Consider the following 17,563-nt stretch of genomic DNA (forward strand, 5'->3'; position numbering starts at 1 on the left):
CGCGCTGTTGCCGGCCGCGTGGTCGATCAAGTTAGAAAAGTCGTTCGCGAACGTAGATTGTGTCGCCCGGCAGCAGCGGATCGGATGTGAGGACGCGTCCGGTCATGACCTTGCCGTTGATGACACGGGTCACGTCGACATCCGCCTGCTGCGCGCGCGGGGAAAACCCGCCGGCCGAGGCGATTGCCTTGTGAACGGTCATGCCGGGTACATAGGTATACTGTCCGGCGCTACCCACTTCGCCCATGATGAAGATCGGCCGGTAGCGTTCCACTTCGACGGAAACGTCAGGGTCGCGCAGATAACCGGCCCGCAAGCGCTCTGCGATCGCGCCTTCCAGTTGCCCGGTCGTATGGCCTCGCGCCGGCACCGCGCCGACAAGCGGAAATGAAATATAGCCTGCCTGGTCGACGCTGTAGACGTTCGTCAGTCCTTCCTGCTCGAATACCGTGACCCTCAGCCTGTCGCCCGAATCCAGCAGGTAAGGGCGCATGACGGCTTCGTGGAACGCCGACGGCGCAGGACGATATCCCGAGCAGCCCGACAGTATTGTCAGAATGCAGATGGCGGACGCGACTAATCTTATCTTCACGGCACAGGCACCTTTTGTGGTTCGCCAAGAGGGCGCACCCGTAATCTCGATGCTGTTATCGGTCCGTTAGGGTTAATGCCCGGTAAAGCCGCGTTTCGGCGGTTGGCTGCGGGTGGGCGATTTCTTAACCTCGCAGTTACCATGCCTGTTTAGGTTCGGTTCGCAATTGCAAGCGGAGTCGCTCTCATGGCGTCGAACCACAACAGTGCAAATGATGTCGATGTGGATCTGGGCACGCTGTTCGCCAGCATAGCGCGGGACTGGCGCAGGATTCTCGTCATAGCCCTTGTCGTGACCGCAGCCGCATTCGCGCTCGCTTCTGTGCTGACACCCAAATACAAGGGCGAGACGCGCATCCTGATCGAAACGCGTGAATCCGAATTCACGCGCGTCGACACCAATTCGGTGCGCTCCGCGCCGATTCTCGACGAAGAGGGCGTGGCCAGCCAGGTCGAGGTGATCGCCTCCACCGACATCATCAAGAAGGTTGCCGCTCAGCTCGATCTCGCCAATGTCGACGAGTTTGACGCCAAGCCTTCGGGATTGGCAAACCTTCTGGCGATGGCCGGGCTGGCCACCGACGGCAACAATCTCGCGCCCGAGGAGAGGGTGCTCAAGGCGTTTCGCGAGAAGCTGGAAGTTTACCGGGTCGAGAATTCCCGCGTCATCGTGGTCGAATTTTCGTCCGAAGACCCCAAGCTGGCGGCTGCAATTCCGAATGCGATGGCCGATGCCTACATCGCGGTTCAGCGGGCGGCGAAGCTGGAATCGAACGCCGACGCGACGCAGTGGCTGGAGCCTGAGATCGCCGAGCTGCGCGAGAAGGTGAAGGAAGCGGAGCAGCGGGTTGCTGAGTTCCGCGGCAAATCCGACCTGTTCATCGGCGAAAACAACTCCGTACTCGCCACCCAGCAGCTGTCGCAGCTCAGCACCGAGCTTTCGCGCGTGCGGGCCAATCGGTCCGCCGCCGAAGCCAAGGTGTCCACCATGCAGGCCGCGCTTGAGGGAGGCGTGTCGCTGGATACGGTGCCCGACGTTCTCGCATCGCCGCTCATCCAGCGGCTGCGCGAAAACGAACTGGAGCTGCGTGCGCAGATCGCCGAGCTGTCGACGACCCTCCTGTCCAATCATCCCCGCATCAAGGCGCTCAATTCGCAGGTCAACGACCTGCAGCTGCAGATACGTTCGGAAGCACGAAAGGTGCTGACGGGTCTGCAGAACGAGGCGCGGACGGCGCGAGCGCGCGAGGAGGCGCTGCTGGCCGACGTCAATCGTCTGAAAGCCGAATCCGCACGCGCCGATGAAGAGGGCGTCGAACTGCGGGCGCTGGAGCGCGAAGCTGCGGCTCAGCGTGAATTGCTGGAGTCCTATCTGACCCGCTACCGCGAAGCCTCGTCGCGCGGCGAACGCAACTATCTGCCGGCGGACGCGCGCATCTTCTCCCGCGCCGTGGTTCCGGCCGAACCCTATTTCCCGAAGAAGGTGCCGATTATCGGTGCTGCTTTCGCCGCGACATTGCTTCTTATGGTGATCGCGACCTTGCTGCGCGAACTCTTCAGCGGCCGCGCGATGCGTCCGGCGGCACGTGCCGACATACCTGAAGTGGAAGATGTGGAGATGCCGCCGCGCCGTGCGACATCGGCGCTTACGCCGGCCGAGGCCGCGCGCGCTGCCGCGCGAACCCACGAAGTTGCCGAAACGGAGCCGGATGTCGAAGACGAAGCCGAAATGCCGGCTGCTCCGGTCCGGCGCTTGCGTGCACGGCAGGAGATGCCGCCGCAGGAGCCCGAGAACCGGTTCGGCGAAATCGATGTCGACGAAGCAGCCGCCCAGCTCATCTCCGAAGGCACGGCACGCGCGGTGTTCGTGTCGGTGGGCGTCGACGACGGTGCTGCGGCCGCCGTGCTGGTCGCACGGGAAATCGCGGAGTCGGGGCTTCGCACGCTGCTGCTCGACCTGACTGCATCAGGCGCGGCGTCGCGCGCGACGGTGGAGAGCCGGTTCATGCGCGGCGTGACAGACCTGCTTGTCGGCGAGGCGCAGTTCGCGGATGTGATCCACCCAGATCATTTCTCGCCGCTGCATGTGATGCCGATCGGTACCGCCAATCTGCCCCGCGCCATGCGCGCGGTCGATCGCTTGCCGATTGTGCTGGATTCGCTCAATACCGCCTATGACATAGTGATCATCGACGGCGGGCCGGGCAGCGCCGAATCGGTCGGCAGGCTGATGGGCGAAGACACACGCGCCGTCGTATCCTGTCTGTGGCCGAATGACGACGTCGGCGAATTGGCCGAACATCTCGCCGAGGCCGGTCTCGGTGAACCGATGATCGTCAGGCCGGCACGGATCGGCGATGTCCGTCCGGGGCGTTCGGCCGCTTGAGCGGCGTGAGGTCAGCCGGAGCTATCGTCTGCGGCTGACCCGCCTGAGCGCGACCGCCGCGCGCGCTTCAGAAGCGACCACACAAGCTGGTTTTCCTTGATTGTGCGTTTGACGGCACCGGACATCCTGCCGATCGCCGAAACGGCATAACCACGCGACGTGAGCGGCAGATGGAAATCGAAGTGCTTCGTTTCGATGTCGCACCACTGTCGCTTGTAAAGTTCGTCTCCGACGCCGAAATCGTAGATATCGAGACCCATCTCGCAGGCCTCGCGGATATTCTCGAAAAACAGGAAGTCGCCTGGGCTCGCGCCCGACAATTCGTCGTCCGCGAAGGCAGAGAATTCGCAGGTCAGCCGGTCACCTGAAATGCTGGATCCGGTAATCGCGCGCAGCACGCCGCCGACTTCCAGCCCGTGCAGCACGAACTCAGGCTTTGCCGATCCCAGCGCACCGGCAAACATGTGCCGGAACGAGCGCTTCACCGTGTCCGGCGCGAAAACATCGGTCACGCCCATTTGCCGGAAGCGCGCCGCCTTCATCTCGTAAAATGCCGAAAGCAGGCGGTCGACGTCCTGAGGTGTCGATGCTGCGAAGCGGCGGTGGCCGCCGGCGGCCTCGAACTTCCGTGTCTGGGACCGGTACTTCTTGCGCTTCCGTTTGCCGCTGTTGCGTTCCAGAACCGCATCGAAGCCGCCCGCCAGATCGACGGCAAGCGCGACATTGGGGCTTTGCTGGCAGGATTCGGTGCGCAGCGGATTGGCCAGGCCGCGGCGTGCGGGTTCGTTGCGCTCCAGCAGCACCAGATCGATGTCCGGACGTGCCTGCGTGATCGTCTCGCGCAGGATGTCGCCGATGCCCGCGCTTTCTTCATGGGAGGGTACAAAGCTGCCATTGGCGTGTCTGCCGCCGGGGAACCGGGCAATCGTCGTCACGCCCTCCTTCACGACCTCCAGCACGAGCATCATTAGCGGATCGCCGCTTCGTACGAGTTCGACGACAATCAACTCCGAGCCGCCATCATCCGCCCATGCTTCCACGAAAGCCGGTTTCTGGGGCGTCGAGTGGAGCTTATCGCTGCAAAATCGCGAATAGGCGCCGCGTGTTTCGGCGTCAAAAGGTAAAACGCGACCGGTCACCGGCAACCGAGCAGTACTGTCTGTGGCTCGGGCGTCGAAAATCTCTGCCGCGTCAACCATAACTCAATCCTTGTGCCCTACTTGATGGCGATGACCTTGCGGCCAGTGGGGCGAAGGTAGCGATAAAAGGTGAATGAATGATCGACTGGGGCGAGGTGGTCCGCAGGCTGGTTCTGAACGGCGCCCGGTACACCGGCCTCGCTCCGTTGCTGCGTTCGCGATATGGCGGCATCGGTGCGATCCTGATGCTGCACCGGGTGACAGCCGCTCCACGCAAACGGCTGGGCATCAACCGCCACCTCGCGATTACACCCGAATTCCTGGACGCATTGCTCACCGACCTGCGGTCGATGGGCTACCGTTTCGTCAGCATGGACGAAACAGCGGACCGCATCGTCGCCGGCAAGTGCGGCGAGCGCTTCATCTCGTTAACGGCGGACGACGCCTACCGCGACAATCTCATCGAGGCGCTGCCGGTCCTTGAGAAGCATGAGGCACCCATCACCATCTACGTCTCGCCGGGGCTGACCAGCGGCGACGTCGACCTGTGGTGGGACGTCCTTGAGGATGTGGTGACGGCGCGGGACGAGATTTACCTCACCACCGCACAGGGGCGCATGTATGTCGATTGTTCCACGGCTGCGCGCAAGGACGAGGCCAACCGCACGCTTCACAACTATCTGACCGAAGAAATCCGCGAGGAGGACCGCCAGCCTCTGCTGCGGGACATGGCGCGCCTCGCCGGTGTCGACCACAGCCAGCCCGGCCGCGAAACGCTGATGACCTGGGATGAGGTCAGACAGGCGGGCGCACATCCTCTGGTCACCATCGGGGCACACACCACCTGCCACTACAATTTGCGGCGCCTGAGCGATCAGAACGCGTGGCAGGAAATTGTCGATGCCGGGCGCATCATAGAGGTGGAAACGGGCGTCAAACCGCAGCACATGGCTTACCCCTACGGGTATGAACGCGCGGTCGGCGATCGGGAGGTCGCGCTTGCCGCTGCCGCGGGCTTCAGGACGGCCGTTACGACACGTCACGGCGTTCTGCTGCCGGAGCACGCCGCACACATGCAGGCACTGCCGCGAATTTCGGTCAATGGCCGCTACCAGCGGCTGGCGCATATGCGCACGATGCTCACCGGTATCACAACACCGCTGGCGAACCGCGGCAAGACGCTGGTGACCACATAGGGCGCCAGCCGTCAGCCGCTGCGCTTTTTCCCGCCCCGTGCCATCCACGAGATGATGAACATTGCCGGAATGATCCACAGCAGCCCCGACAGGGCGAAGAATCCGAGGTGGACAAGCCAGCTCGATTCCTGAAGCTGCGCGACGGCGACCGTGGTTGCCACCAGCGCATAGATGACAACGAGTGCTATCAGCAGCAGCGTTCCGATGAAATTGCGCAGGCGAGGCGGCATGAAAGTCCCTTTCGGCGGCTGAGGTAGCGTGTTCGCACCTCTCGCACAAGCGGCGCGCGACCCCTTGTCGCGCGGGCTTGCGGGTTGCCACTGCAGCCGCGATGGGCCACCTATCGCGGCAACGAAACGGGCTGCTGGTCGCAATGTATCAGGACTTCGATCCGAGCGGGAACACCGCAACCATGGCGCTGGAAGAGCGGCATCGTGGGCAGGTGCGCTGGTGGCTTTATGCGGTCGCGCTCACCCTGTTCGCGCTCTTCATCGTCGGCGGCGCAACGCGGCTTACCGACTCGGGCCTGTCGATTACCGAATGGAAGCCGATCCACGGTGTCATCCCGCCGCTGTCGGCAGCTGAGTGGCAGGAAGAATTCGCCAAATATCAGCAGATCCCGCAATTCGAGCAACTGAATGCTGATATGACTCTAGCGGAGTTCAAGACCATCTTCTGGTGGGAGTGGGCGCACCGCTTCATTGCTCGCGGCGTCGGCTTTCTGGTCGTCATCCCGCTTGTGTTCTTCTGGGTGACAGGCCGACTAGAGCGTCACATGAAACCCAAGCTGGTGGGGCTGTTCCTGCTCGGCGCACTGCAGGGCGCGATCGGCTGGTGGATGGTTGCGTCCGGGCTGTCGGAGCGTGTGAGCGTGAGCCAGTACCGGCTGGCAACGCATTTGGTGATGGCCTGCATCATCTTTGTCGCAACGCTTGCCCTGGCGCGCAGTCTGGCGCCGTACTCAGCCGGGCCCGCGAAACGCGAAACCCGCAGTTTCGCCGGCTGGATGGTCGTCTTCGTACTCTTTCAGATTTTCCTGGGCGCGCTTGTGGCCGGCCTCGACGCCGGTATGAGCTACAACAGCTGGCCGCGCATTGACGGCCGCTTCTGGCCCGATGGCCTGCTTGCGATCGAGCCCGCCTGGCGCAATTTCTTCGAAAACCCGAAGACCGTGCAGTTCGTGCACCGGATGGCTGCTTACGTGCTGCTGCTTCTGTCGGTCTGGCACGCCGTGGACACCTGGCGCGCCGAGCCGGGAACGACGCATGCGCGCCGCGCTGCGCTCCTGGTGCTGCTGGTCGTCATGCAGGCGGTGATCGGCATCATGACGCTGGTTCTGGTCGTGCCGCTCGGCTGGGCGCTCGCCCACCATGCCTTTGCAATCGTCGTGCTGGGCTTTGCAACCGCGCATTGGCAGGCGGCGAAGGGAAGCTATCCGCTTCCCGGTGAGCGCGCATTGGCGGGAAGGCAGGCCGTCGCCTGACCTTCCGCATTTTGCTGGCAGAGCTAGTGCCGTGTGCCCAGCATCAGGTCCATATTCTGAACGGCGGCACCCGAAGCACCCTTGCCGAGATTGTCGAGCACGGCGACCAGATTGACGAGGCCGGTCTTCGCATTGGCAAACACGTAGAGCTTCATCGTGTCCTGGCCGACCAATTCTGTGGGGTCAATGCGCGACAGCTCTGCGCCTTCTGCCAACGAAACCACCTCAACGATGTCCTGCCCGGCAAAATGCCCGGCAAGGGCGAAATGGATATCGTCAGGCGAGGGCGCTTTGGTCAGGTCGGCAAGGTGCAGCGGCACCTGAACGATCATGCCTTGCGCGAACCGCCCGACCGAGGGCGCGAACAGCGGCGCGCGGTCAAGAAGCCCGTGCAGCTGCATCTCCGGCACATGCTTATGCGTGAGCGTCAGACCGTAGAGGAAATGCGGCGCGTTGATGGGGTCCGGATCGCCCGGATTTTCCATCTGCGCAATCATCGCCTTGCCGCCGCCGGTGTAGCCTGAGACGGCGTTGACGGTGACCGGATAGTCCTTCGGCAAAATGCCCGCTTCGACCAGCGGTCTGATCAGTGCGATGGCGCCCGTCGGATAGCAGCCCGGATTGGCGACAAGCCGCGCACTGGCGATCCTGTCGGCCTGCCCGGCGGTCATCTCGGCGAAGCCGTATGCCCATTCCGGGTTGATCCGGTTGGCGGTCGAGGTGTCGATCACCCGCGTGGAATTGGATCCGTCGAGCAACTCCAGGGCCTGTCTCGCTCCGTCGTCCGGCAGGCAGAGGATCGCAAGGTCGGCCTCATGCAGTCTTTCGGCCCGCATGGTGTTGTTGCGCCGTTCCGCTTCGGGAATGGAGAGAATGTCGAGATCGGTCCGGCCGGCAAGCCGCGTCCTGATCTGCAGGCCTGTCGTGCCATGTTCGCCGTCAATGAAAATCTTCGGTTTCATCGGTCTGTCTTTCGTTTTGAAATCAAGGAGTTGAAATGCATGCCGGACTCAATCCGGCAAGCCATTGAATCGAAATATCAACTGCCTCGTCGCATGCGCCGTTCCGAAAGAAGCCCGAGATAGTACATCGCTATGGTTGCTCCGGCGATCGCCGTAATGTCCGCGTGATCGTATGACGGCGACACTTCTACCACATCCGCGCCCACAATATCGAGCGCCCCGAGCGCTCTCAGTACCGAAAGCATCTTGGCGCTCGATGGACCTCCGGAGACCGGCGTGCCGGTGCCGGGCGCAAATGCCGGGTCGAGGCAGTCAATGTCGAAAGTGACGTAGGCCTTGGCGTCCTGTGTATGTTCGAGGATCGCCGCGGCGATGTCGCTCGCCCGCATCTCTTCCACTTCGTGGCCGAAAAGCATCCTGATGCCGCAGTCGCGCGGTGCATGGGTGCGGATGCCGATCTGGATCGACTTTGCGACGTCGATGACGCCTTCATCGGCCGCCTGGCCGACGAACGCGCCATGGTCGATGCGGCCTTTCTCGTAGGGCCAGGTGTCCTGATGCGCGTCGAACTGCACCAGTGCCAGCGGGCCGTGCTTCTCCGCATGTGCCTTGAGTAGCGGCCAGGTCACGAAATGATCGCCGCCGAGCGACAGCAGGAAAGCGTCTGACTTGAGCAGCTTTTTGGCTTCCCGCTCGATGATACCCGGCGTTTTCTGGTGATTGCCGTAGTCGAGCAGGCAGTCGCCATAGTCGACCACCGACAGATTTTCGAACAGATCCGCGCCGAAAGGATATTGCGGGTCATTGTCGAAGATCGCTGATGCGCGCCGGATCGCCTGTGGGCCGAAGCGGGCGCCAGGCCGGTTGGATACGGCGGCATCGAACGGAATGCCCCACACAACGACATCCGCCCCGGCGACCTTCTTGGTGAACCTGCGGCGCATGAAAGACAGCGCACCCGCATGGGTCGGGTCACTCGCCGCACCCAGGCTTTGCCGGGCGGTAAATGCGTGATCGATCGATTTCGAGGGCATTGCGGTCTCCGTGGCTGTCATTCAGCTACTACAGCATTCGATAGGCAATAAAAAAAGCGGGCCCGAAGGCCCGCTTTTCCGGTGTTCCGATTGTCGTCGAAGCTTAGCGCTTCGAGAACTGGAAGCTCCGGCGGGCCTTCGCCTTGCCGTATTTCTTTCGCTCCACAACGCGGCTGTCGCGCGTCAGGAAGCCGCCCTTCTTGAGCACCGAGCGCAGCTCGGGCTCATAGTAGGTGAGGGCTTTGGAAATGCCATGACGCACAGCGCCCGCCTGGCCGGAGAGACCGCCGCCAGCGACGGTGGCCACGATGTCGTACTGGCCGTTGCGGTTTGCCGCCACGATAGGCTGCTGCAGGATCATCTGCAGAACCGGACGCGCGAAATATGCGGAGAAGTCTTTTTTGTTGACCGTAATGCGTCCGCTGCCGGGCTTCACCCACACACGGGCGATAGCGTCCTTGCGCTTGCCGGTGGCGTAGGCGCGGCCTTGCTGGTCGAGCTTCTGAACATGGACCGGTGCCTGCTCGGCGTCGGATCCCTGCACTGCGGTGCCCAGTTCGGCGAGGGCTTCGAGATCAGCCATATTTCTGGACCTTTATGTTTTTCTTGTTCATGGCGGCTACATCCAGCTGTTCCGGCTGCTGTGCCTCATGGGGATGTTCGGTACCGGCATAGACGCGCAGATTCTTCATCTGGCGACGGCCAAGCGGGCCGCGCGGGATCATGCGCTCGACTGCCTTTTCGACGACGCGCTCCGGGAAACGGCCTTCGAGCAGCTGGCGCGCGGTGCGCTCCTTGATGCCGCCGGGATGGCCGGTGTGCCAGTAGTACATCTTGTCGGTGTATTTCTTGCCGGTGAACTTCACCTTGTCGGCATTGATGACAATGACATTGTCGCCGTCATCGACATGCGGGGTGAAGGTCGGCTTGTGTTTGCCGCGCAGGCGGTTGGCGACGATGGTGGCGAGGCGCCCGACGACGAGATTTTCAGCGTCGATCAGTACCCACTTTTTCGTCACCTCCGCAGGCTTCTGCGAGAAGGTTTTCATCACTTGTCTTCCGTTCATGACCTTCGATCCGCAAGCGAATGGAAGGCGTTTCTTGTTGCTTGGATTGCGGCATAACCGCAAAAAACAAACGGCGGCCGGTGAGGGCCGCTGCTTGATGCGGGCTTATAGGGGAGGCGGAGGGCTGCGTCAATAACGAATTTGGCGTACGTTCTCCATAAAAGTCTGCAAAAACAACATGTTAGATTTGAGGTAATAAAATACCGTAGAATCTATGTGGCCAGTTCATTTTGTCGGCGGAATGGAGTAGGTGCCCGTGGCGTGTGCCACCGTGTGCTGGTCCGGCCCGGCGCGCATGTCGATTTCGAAAACCATCAGCGATTTGCCGAGCTTGAGGATACGACAATGGCCGTCGATGGGCCCGGCCTCGGCCTTTCGCATGAAGTTGATGTTGAGATTGGTGGTCACCGAAAGTGCATCCGGCCCCGCATGGGTGAGGACGCACACATAGCCGCCAATGTCGGCGAGGGTGAAAAGCGACGGGCCCGAGACCGTATTGCCCGGGCGCAGGTGCCGCTCGTCGGCATCGAGCCGCACGACGCAGCCGCCGGGGAAAACATCTGTCGCATAGAAGGCTCGAAACGCCTCGTTGAGCTGCGGGTACACCTTGCCCATCAGGTCGTTGACCTGCTGGGCATCCATCTGCGGTACGAGAGGGCGTGCGTTCATTGGCGGTTTCCTAATCCGTGAAGTCAGCCGCGAGGCGAGTTGACCGGCCGGTTTGCGGTCCAGTCGAATGTGCCAAGATCGCGTTCGCGCACTGCCTCTTTCCAGCCGCGCTCCTCGGCGCGATGTTTGAAGTTGATGCCCTCCGGCGAATGGCGGGTGATGCCGTCGAAGACGGTTGCGAACATCTGGGTCTGGGCAAGCCCCATCGCCTCGATCGCCTGATTGATGACGAGCTTTTGCATCATCAACTGGTTGGTGGGTACGGTGGCGATACGTTCGGCCAGCCGTTCCACCTCGTCATCGAGGGCAGCCGAGGGCGCCGCCTTGTGCACGAGGCCGATGCGCTCCGCCTCCGCGCCCGAAATCTTGTCGCCGGTGAACAGCATGCGTTTCGCCTTCTCCGCCCCGAGCCGGTAAACCCACATCGCGGTCGTCGGGCAGCCCCAGACGCGGGCGGGCATGTACCCGATCTGCGCATCCTCTGCCATCACGACGAGATCGCAGCACAGCGCGATATCGGACCCGCCGGCCACGGCGAAGCCATGCACTTTCGCGATTACCGGCCGATGCGAACGCCATAAAGACATGAAGCGCTGCGTGTTGCGCATCATGAAGGCATAATCCTTCATCGGGTCCCAGGGCATCTCCTGCGTGGCTTCGTGTCCGGCGCCGCCGGATGCCTGCGCGTAATGGGCGAGGTCGTAGCCGGCGCAGAAGGCCTTGCCTGCGCCCGATAGCACGATGACATGAATGCCAGGGTCGGCATTGGCGCGCTCGACCGCGTCTTCGAGTTCCGCGGGAACGTCGTCGTCGATCGCGTTCATCACGTCGGGGCGGTTGAGAATGATCCGCGCGATGCGGCCATCCTTCTCCAGAAGCACCTTGGCCATTACTTCTCCGCCTTCTTCCGTGGACGTAAAGGTGAGATGCAGATTGGCCACATTGCGGCTGATCTTCAAGCACTCCCGTGATAGTTTCCGATTTCGGTATGCGGAGGCGCGTAATGAACGAGATGGCAATGGTAACGGGGCGCGATCTGCTTCTGGTTTCGGACACGGATGGGGTGCGCCGCATCGAGCTGGCAAATCCGCCGGCGAACGCGCTGTCGCTTGCTATGATCGCAGCGTTGCAGGCCGCGTTCGATGCCGCGCGGGATGATGCCGGCGTGCGCGTGATCGTGCTGGCCGCGGCGCCCGGCAAAGTCTTTTGCGCAGGCCACGACCTCAAGGAAATGACGGCGCACAGGAAGGATGCTGATCGGGGCAGGGCTTTCTACGAGACGACGATGAAGGAATGCGCGACGCTGATGCAGACGATCGTGCGCCATCCGAAACCGGTGATCGCCGAAGTCGATGGCGTCGCATCCGCAGCGGGTTGCCAGCTTGTTGCGAGCTGTGACCTGGCGATTGCATCGGACAGGGCATCGTTTGCAACGCCCGGCGTGAACATCGGCCTCTTCTGCTCGACACCCATGGTTGCGCTGTCACGCAACCTGTCGCGAAAGCATGCGATGGAAATGTTGCTGACCGGCGAGATGATCGACGCGGCACAGGCGCGCGATTTCGGATTGGTGAACCGCGTTGTCCCGCCCGAATACCTGAATCAGATTGTCGGCAAATACACCCAAACCATTGCTTCCAAATCGCCTTTGACGCTCAAGGTTGGCAAGGAAGCATTTTACGAGCAGGCCGAGATGAGCCTTTCGCACGCCTATGACTACGCCAGTCGTGTCATGGTTGAAAACATGCTCTCGCGTGACGCTGAGGAAGGGATCGGCGCCTTTATCGAAAAACGCGATCCGAACTGGACCGGCGAATAGAAACACGCCGTGCCTGATCGGCAGGCAAGCCGTTTCCTGACTACGGCTAGGGCGGCGGCCCTTCGCCTTCCGGCTCGGGCTCGGGCTCGGGTTCTGGTTCTGGTTCTGGTTCAGACTGGGGTTGTGGAGTGGGCGTCGGCGCGGGTGCCGGCGCGGGCGGCGGCTCATACTCCGCCTGGATCCGTTCGCAGACCAGCAGCGAGCACGCCCCGTCCGACGCGGTAATCCGCTTGGAGCGAACTGTCTCTCCCGGCTTGCATTGCGCCTGGCTGTCCACGAAAAGATCGAACAGCGGCAGGTTCAGGATGCCGCGCGAACTGTAGCGTATGATTGCCGAGCCCGACACGTCGAGCGCCGCCTTGAGGCTGGCGCAGGTCATGCGGTCGGCATTGTAGCGTTCGACTGCTCCGGCATCGCCCAGTGATACGGCCAAGGCGAATGCAGCACCTGCTAGTGATAAAGCGAAAGCAGACGCGCTGCGCATATGCCGGTACGAATGTCGCTTTGACATCTCAATACAAATCCGGCTTCTGATCGGGAAAAGGTACTACCGGGCCGGTTCGGCCGCAAGAATATGGTTATCATATGCTTAACAGCGGGGTCGCCGGGAAGGCCGCATGAACCACGACAGTTATGAAAACGGCTATATTTCCGGCATCCTCAACGAGGTGAAAACCGTTGCCATCGTCGGTGCCTCGGCCAATGACGTGCGGCCAAGCTTCTTCGTCGCCAAATATCTGATCGACAAGGGCTACGATGTTTTTCCGGTCAATCCGGGGCAGGCCGGCAAGCAGATACTGGGCCGCATGACCTATGCCTCGCTCGCCGACGTTCCTGAAGCGATCGACATGGTCGATATTTTCCGCGCCAGCGCTGCTGTGCCGGCAATCATCGACGAAGTTCTGGCGCTTGATCCGCTGCCGAAAGTGGTGTGGATGCAACTCACCGTCCGCCATGACGAGGCGGCGGCGCGGGCCGAGGCCGCCGGCATCAGGATTGTCATGGATCGTTGCCCGAAGATCGAATACGCCCGGCTCTCGGGCGAGATCGGCTGGAACGGCGTCAACAGCCGGGTTATTTCGTCGAAAAAGCCGAAAATGCGTGGCGGCTACCAGAGTTTTGGAATTGTTCGGAAATAGCCAGTATCAGGCGCAGTGGACGGAGACGAATTCGTTCGCGCAACCGAGGCACCGGCATTGATGCTTGCCAGTCAGTACAAATCGCTGCTGCGCAGCGCGCGACGATGTGCGCGACGTCAGGACGAAGCAGAAGATATCGTTCAGGAGGTTCTTCTGGCGGCTGTGGCGGCAGGCCGTCTCGACATGTCGCAACCCGAAAACCGGCAGTGGATTGCCGGAGCCATTCGCAAACGCGCCGCCTTCGATGCGCGCAGCGCCGTAAGACGCCGGGGGCGGGAAACGCGCTGGCAACCGCCGGCAGGCGAACCCGCGGCCGACGATCGTGACGCCTATACGTCGATCCTGACGGAATTGCCGAAGTCGCTGCGGGTTGTCGCCGCGCTCGCATTCTCGGGCCACAGCCGGCGCGAGATCGCCTGCCTGCTCAACATTGAAGACACTGCGGTCCGGCAGCGTATTGCCGCGCTCAAGAAAGCGCTGCGGCGGCATGAAGGCGGCATTCCCGAAGGCCTGCCGGGCCTCAATCTGGAAGTGCCATACGGGCGCATTCGCCAGGGACTTCGACCTTATCTCGCGCAGCAGCGCGGCACCTTCGCCAGCCATGATCCGGACGGGCACTTTTTTGTCATCAGAAGCTCACAAACCACCTAGCCGCGGCAACGAAGGGCGTATCCACTCCAATATAAGGAACAATCAACATGTTGCCGAAACCGCATCGCGCCTCGATCGTGTATTATGTCGCCGACATTGCGCGCACCGAAGCTTTCTACGGGGATGTCTTGGGTCTGGAACTCAGCCGCCAGGAAGGGGCCGAACCCTTCTGGCTGCAGGCGACCCTCGATGGTGGTCTCGAACTCGTCTTTTTCCAGATGCCGGCTGAGCGCGGCAGCACGCCCGCAATTGTCTTCGATCTGACGGAAGGCGGTATCGACGATATCGTGGCAGCCCTGGCCGAGAAGGGCGTCACCATCGTCACCCCGGTTGAGGAGGCGCCCGGAGGCTGGAGTGCCGACTTTCTGGACCCTGATGGCTTTGGCCTGGGGCTCTACCAAAGCGCCGAGAAACCGCGGTCGCTGAAGTGACCGGAGCGGGCCCGCTGTCGCGTGATCGCGGGCCCGAAACTCGCCGGAACGAATTTCCGCTTTGCCAATTGCCTTGGCCTTTGCCATGTAGGGCGCGCATTTTCGTTCACGGAGAAAGTTAGATGGTTCAGCGTACCCCCGGATTCAGCACTCTAGCCGTTCATGCCGGTGCAAAACCGGATCCCGCGACGGGGGCACGCGCAACGCCCATCTACCAGACGTCATCCTACGTTTTCGATGACGTGGAGCACGCTGCATCGCTGTTCGGCCTCAAGGCATTCGGTAACATATACACGCGTATCATGAACCCGACGCAGGCGGTTCTGGAGGAGCGGCTGGCGGCTCTTGAAGGCGGCACTGCGGCTCTGGCAACCGCGTCGGGCCATGCCGCGCAGCTCCTGATTTTCCACACGCTCATGAAATCAGGCGAAAACTTCGTCGCTGCGCGCAAGCTTTACGGCGGTTCGATCAACCAGTTCGGCCATGCCTTCAAGAATTTCGGTTGGGAAGTACGCTGGGCCGACATGGCGGATTTCGACGAGGTCGAACGCCAGATCGATGAAAACACGCGCGCCATCTTTATCGAGAGCCTTGCCAATCCGGGCGGTATCTTCGTCGACATCGAGAAGATCGCCAACATTGCCCGCAAGCACGGCCTGCCGCTGATTGTCGACAACACGATGGCCTCGCCATACCTGTTGCGGCCGATCGAGCACGGCGCCGACATCGTTGTCCATTCGCTGACGAAGTTCATTGGCGGTCACGGCAATTCCATGGGCGGCGTTATCGTAGACGGCGGCACCTTCGATTGGTCGAAGTCCGGCAATTACCCGATGCTTTCGGAGCCACGGCCCGAATATGGCGGCATCGTGCTGCACGAAACCTTCGGCAATTTCGCCTTTGCGATTGCCTGCCGCGTGCTCGGCTTGCGCGATTTCGGTCCGTCGATTTCGCCTTTCAACGCGTTCTTGATCCTGACCGGTCTGGAAACTCTGCCGCTGCGCATGGGCAAACACTGCGAAAATGCGCTGACGGTCGCCTCCTGGCTGACACGCCACCCGAAGGTGGACTGGGTGTCGTATCCGGGCCTGCCGGCGGATCCGAACAATGCGCTGATGAAGAAATATTCGCCGCTGGGCGCTGGCGCTGTGTTCACCTTTGGTTTGAAGGGCGGCTACGAGGCTGGCGTCAAGGTGGTCGAAGGCGTCGAGCTCTTCTCGCATCTGGCCAATATCGGCGACACCAAATCGCTGATCATCCACCCGGCATCGACCACCCATCGCCAGCTCTCCGACGAACAGAAGACAGCAGCCGGCGCCGGCCCGGACGTCGTGCGGCTCTCGATCGGCATCGAGGATGTGAACGACATCATCGCCGACCTCGATCAGGCTCTGGCACAGGTCTGAACGGGTCTGAATGAGCAATAGGGGCCCGCTTCGGCGGGCCTTCAGCCTAGCGCAGCCATTGTGCATATTCGCCGGTGGTGCGGCTCATGTCTTCAAAGAGCCAGGCCATTCGATCGACGAACCAAAGCTTGCTGACGAAAACCAGGAGCGTGCCGAAGGCGGTCAGCCAGAAATCCTGCACGACGAGGCCCCAGATCAGCGGGATCATGCCGACGCTGCTGGCAATCACCAGTCCCTGCGCCCATGCCGCATGATGCGGTGGAATGGCGACGGCTTTTCGGTTCAGCCATACCCGCTCGCCCATGACCCCCTTTGAAGCCCAATTGTCGGTCGAGGCAGGTTCTGGGAAGGCACGAGGGTTGAAGAACGTCCACACGATGGCGGCCGCCAGCAGAGGCCACATCCACCACCCAAGCAGGTCGCGGTAAAACAGGATGGCGACAAGCACGGCAATGATCGGGAGCCGCGTCCAGACCGAAAGCGGATTGGCGTGGCGACGCCAGGTGCGCTCATCCATCGCCATCATGGCGGCCATTGCGTCGACGATTTTCATGGGCAGGTCAGTCTCGTTGAGGTGAGTTGCAAAAAACACTCCTATAATCCCCGTATTCCTTGATTTCCACAGGTGGTGCGACATTGCGCCACGCCAAACCGTACCCTAGGGTCAGCTTATTCCAGACGCCGAAAAGCCCGCCCGGACAGCGGGATCAACTGGAAGGCGAAGCTGGAACCGCGCTGGAACGGCCGGGTAGGGGTGCAAGCCGCTGCAAGGTGCAGTGAAGGGAAGTCCCGCGGAACCATCGCGACGGTTCGAAACGGATGTGATGGCCGATGCTGCCATGAAGAACCGGAAGTTCTTCGATGGTGTTCCGATGAGCTTTCGGGTTGATCGGGACTGCCTGGAAAGGGCGGATGCCAATGCGGCGCGACGCAGCGGAATTCGAACCACCGGCACCGTCAGAGTTCGGGGTTTCAGTTTGGTTGCGCCTTCGGGCCGCAGTCAGAGTGAAGCAACCGGACCAGACAGGGAGGCACTGAGAGCGATCTCAGTGCTTTCCTTGTTTTTGGCGCGGTATTCCCCGCTACTTCGACGCGAAAAACCGCAACGGCGCGGTCTCGTCACCAACCTTGTCGCAGCTGACGACGTTGTAGCATTTTTTCAGATCGTCAGAGCATCCATGCGAGCAGCACACCCAGCCGCTGCCGCAGTCATCGCTTGTGGTGCACGCCCCGCAAAACGATGAGGTTCGTATTACATTGTCACGGCCCTGGAACATCTCGGGTGCGAGCTGCGGCGTGGCAAACGTCATCATGACCGGCTCTGGGCCGTCTCTCTCTCCGCCATGGGCAAGCGTTCCTATGGCGAGAAGCACAATTGTGAAAAGCACTGCCAACGGGCGATTGATCATCGCAACCTCCCTCAATCAGTGAGGGCAACATCCTACCACATTTCGGCGTCTTCGCCGAATGCGGGCCTCACCGTTTCACCGGCAGAGGCTCCAGCCATGGAAACGAAAGCCGGCGGCATTCCGAAGACTGCCGGTCGCGGTCGACCACGACCGGCAAGAACAGGTGCGGCAGTAGCGCCGA

20 protein-coding genes are annotated in these 17,563 nt (G+C 61.7%); 8 read left to right on the top strand and 12 right to left on the bottom strand.

What is annotated here, in order from left to right:
• Positions 1 to 31: 31 nt before the first annotated feature.
• Positions 32 to 592 carry a polysaccharide biosynthesis/export family protein gene (locus tag EP165_RS16690; RefSeq protein WP_245440190.1) on the bottom strand — a complete coding sequence of 187 codons (561 nt, stop codon included), beginning with the start codon at positions 590 to 592 and terminating at the stop codon, positions 32 to 34.
• 186 nt (positions 593 to 778) lie between these two features.
• Here EP165_RS16690 and EP165_RS16695 point away from each other — a divergent pair, with 186 nt between their 5' ends.
• Positions 779 to 2,977, top strand: a complete 2,199-nt coding sequence (locus EP165_RS16695) for a GumC family protein (protein ID WP_127523964.1) — start codon at positions 779 to 781, stop codon at positions 2,975 to 2,977.
• A gap of 11 nt (positions 2,978 to 2,988) precedes the next feature.
• On the opposite strand, the gene EP165_RS16700 is transcribed toward EP165_RS16695, so the two are convergent.
• Positions 2,989 to 4,176, bottom strand: coding sequence for a GNAT family N-acetyltransferase (locus EP165_RS16700; protein WP_127523965.1), 1,188 nt, complete (start codon positions 4,174 to 4,176; stop codon positions 2,989 to 2,991).
• A 77-nt stretch (positions 4,177 to 4,253) separates the two neighbouring features.
• Between EP165_RS16700 and EP165_RS16705 the strand changes: the two genes are divergently transcribed.
• Positions 4,254 to 5,312 (top strand): polysaccharide deacetylase family protein, encoded by a 1,059-nt coding sequence (locus EP165_RS16705; protein WP_127523966.1) that lies wholly within the window; start codon positions 4,254 to 4,256, stop codon positions 5,310 to 5,312.
• A gap of 11 nt (positions 5,313 to 5,323) precedes the next feature.
• On the opposite strand, the gene EP165_RS16710 is transcribed toward EP165_RS16705, so the two are convergent.
• Positions 5,324 to 5,542 carry a DUF2842 domain-containing protein gene (locus tag EP165_RS16710; protein ID WP_127523967.1) on the bottom strand — a complete coding sequence of 73 codons (219 nt, stop codon included), beginning with the start codon at positions 5,540 to 5,542 and terminating at the stop codon, positions 5,324 to 5,326.
• Positions 5,543 to 5,685: 143 nt separating this feature from the next.
• Between EP165_RS16710 and EP165_RS16715 the strand changes: the two genes are divergently transcribed.
• The gene (locus EP165_RS16715; RefSeq protein WP_245440200.1) at positions 5,686 to 6,795 is read left to right on the top strand and encodes a COX15/CtaA family protein; all 1,110 of its coding nucleotides are present in this window, start codon (positions 5,686 to 5,688) and stop codon (positions 6,793 to 6,795) included.
• 23 nt (positions 6,796 to 6,818) lie between these two features.
• On the opposite strand, the gene argC is transcribed toward EP165_RS16715, so the two are convergent.
• The 6 genes from argC to EP165_RS16745 form a co-directional block, all read right to left on the bottom strand.
• Positions 6,819 to 7,757 carry an N-acetyl-gamma-glutamyl-phosphate reductase gene (gene argC / locus EP165_RS16720; RefSeq protein ID WP_127523969.1) on the bottom strand — a complete coding sequence of 313 codons (939 nt, stop codon included), beginning with the start codon at positions 7,755 to 7,757 and terminating at the stop codon, positions 6,819 to 6,821.
• A 77-nt stretch (positions 7,758 to 7,834) separates the two neighbouring features.
• Entirely contained in the window at positions 7,835 to 8,791 is a 957-nt protein-coding gene (speB, locus tag EP165_RS16725; RefSeq protein WP_127523970.1) for an agmatinase, read from the bottom strand.
• Positions 8,792 to 8,894: 103 nt separating this feature from the next.
• Positions 8,895 to 9,374 (bottom strand): 30S ribosomal protein S9, encoded by a 480-nt coding sequence (gene rpsI, locus EP165_RS16730; RefSeq protein ID WP_127523971.1) that lies wholly within the window; start codon positions 9,372 to 9,374, stop codon positions 8,895 to 8,897.
• Entirely contained in the window at positions 9,367 to 9,840 is a 474-nt protein-coding gene (rplM, locus tag EP165_RS16735; RefSeq protein ID WP_127524043.1) for a 50S ribosomal protein L13, read from the bottom strand. The genes rpsI and rplM overlap by 8 nt, the downstream gene beginning before the upstream one ends.
• 243 nt (positions 9,841 to 10,083) lie before the next feature.
• Positions 10,084 to 10,527: a PaaI family thioesterase gene (locus tag EP165_RS16740; protein WP_127523972.1), complete on the bottom strand. Its 444-nt coding sequence runs from the start codon at positions 10,525 to 10,527 to the stop codon at positions 10,084 to 10,086.
• Positions 10,528 to 10,550: 23 nt separating this feature from the next.
• On the bottom strand, positions 10,551 to 11,486 hold the full coding sequence (locus EP165_RS16745; protein WP_245440191.1) for a crotonase/enoyl-CoA hydratase family protein: 936 nt from the start codon (positions 11,484 to 11,486) through the stop codon (positions 10,551 to 10,553).
• A 44-nt stretch (positions 11,487 to 11,530) separates the two neighbouring features.
• Between EP165_RS16745 and EP165_RS16750 the strand changes: the two genes are divergently transcribed.
• Positions 11,531 to 12,346 (top strand): enoyl-CoA hydratase, encoded by an 816-nt coding sequence (locus EP165_RS16750; RefSeq protein WP_127523973.1) that lies wholly within the window; start codon positions 11,531 to 11,533, stop codon positions 12,344 to 12,346.
• A 46-nt stretch (positions 12,347 to 12,392) separates the two neighbouring features.
• Here the strand turns inward: EP165_RS16750 and EP165_RS20445 are convergent, their stop codons facing one another.
• On the bottom strand, positions 12,393 to 12,779 hold the full coding sequence (locus EP165_RS20445) for a hypothetical protein (protein WP_164743072.1): 387 nt from the start codon (positions 12,777 to 12,779) through the stop codon (positions 12,393 to 12,395).
• 184 nt (positions 12,780 to 12,963) lie between these two features.
• On the opposite strand from EP165_RS20445, the gene EP165_RS16760 reads away from it, so the two are divergent.
• From EP165_RS16760 to EP165_RS16775, 4 genes are all read left to right on the top strand, one after another.
• Entirely contained in the window at positions 12,964 to 13,485 is a 522-nt protein-coding gene (locus tag EP165_RS16760) for a CoA-binding protein (RefSeq protein WP_127523974.1), read from the top strand.
• Positions 13,486 to 13,500: 15 nt separating this feature from the next.
• Positions 13,501 to 14,136 (top strand): RNA polymerase sigma factor, encoded by a 636-nt coding sequence (locus EP165_RS16765; protein ID WP_245440192.1) that lies wholly within the window; start codon positions 13,501 to 13,503, stop codon positions 14,134 to 14,136.
• A 47-nt stretch (positions 14,137 to 14,183) separates the two neighbouring features.
• Complete coding sequence (locus tag EP165_RS16770; RefSeq protein WP_127523975.1) at positions 14,184 to 14,567, top strand: VOC family protein; 384 nt, start codon at positions 14,184 to 14,186, stop codon at positions 14,565 to 14,567.
• 122 nt (positions 14,568 to 14,689) lie between these two features.
• The gene (locus EP165_RS16775; RefSeq protein WP_127523976.1) at positions 14,690 to 15,973 is read left to right on the top strand and encodes an O-acetylhomoserine aminocarboxypropyltransferase; all 1,284 of its coding nucleotides are present in this window, start codon (positions 14,690 to 14,692) and stop codon (positions 15,971 to 15,973) included.
• A 46-nt stretch (positions 15,974 to 16,019) separates the two neighbouring features.
• Here the strand turns inward: EP165_RS16775 and EP165_RS16780 are convergent, their stop codons facing one another.
• Both EP165_RS16780 and EP165_RS16785 read right to left on the bottom strand, forming a co-directional pair.
• On the bottom strand, positions 16,020 to 16,565 hold the full coding sequence (locus tag EP165_RS16780; RefSeq protein ID WP_245440193.1) for a DUF6653 family protein: 546 nt from the start codon (positions 16,563 to 16,565) through the stop codon (positions 16,020 to 16,022).
• A gap of 490 nt (positions 16,566 to 17,055) precedes the next feature.
• Complete coding sequence (locus EP165_RS16785; RefSeq protein ID WP_127523977.1) at positions 17,056 to 17,382, bottom strand: hypothetical protein; 327 nt, start codon at positions 17,380 to 17,382, stop codon at positions 17,056 to 17,058.
• Positions 17,383 to 17,563 lie beyond the last annotated feature (181 nt).

Origin of the sequence: Mesorhizobium sp. Z1-4 (genome assembly GCF_004000235.1) — a bacterium.
Classification (GTDB): domain Bacteria; phylum Pseudomonadota; class Alphaproteobacteria; order Rhizobiales; family Rhizobiaceae; genus RCIO01.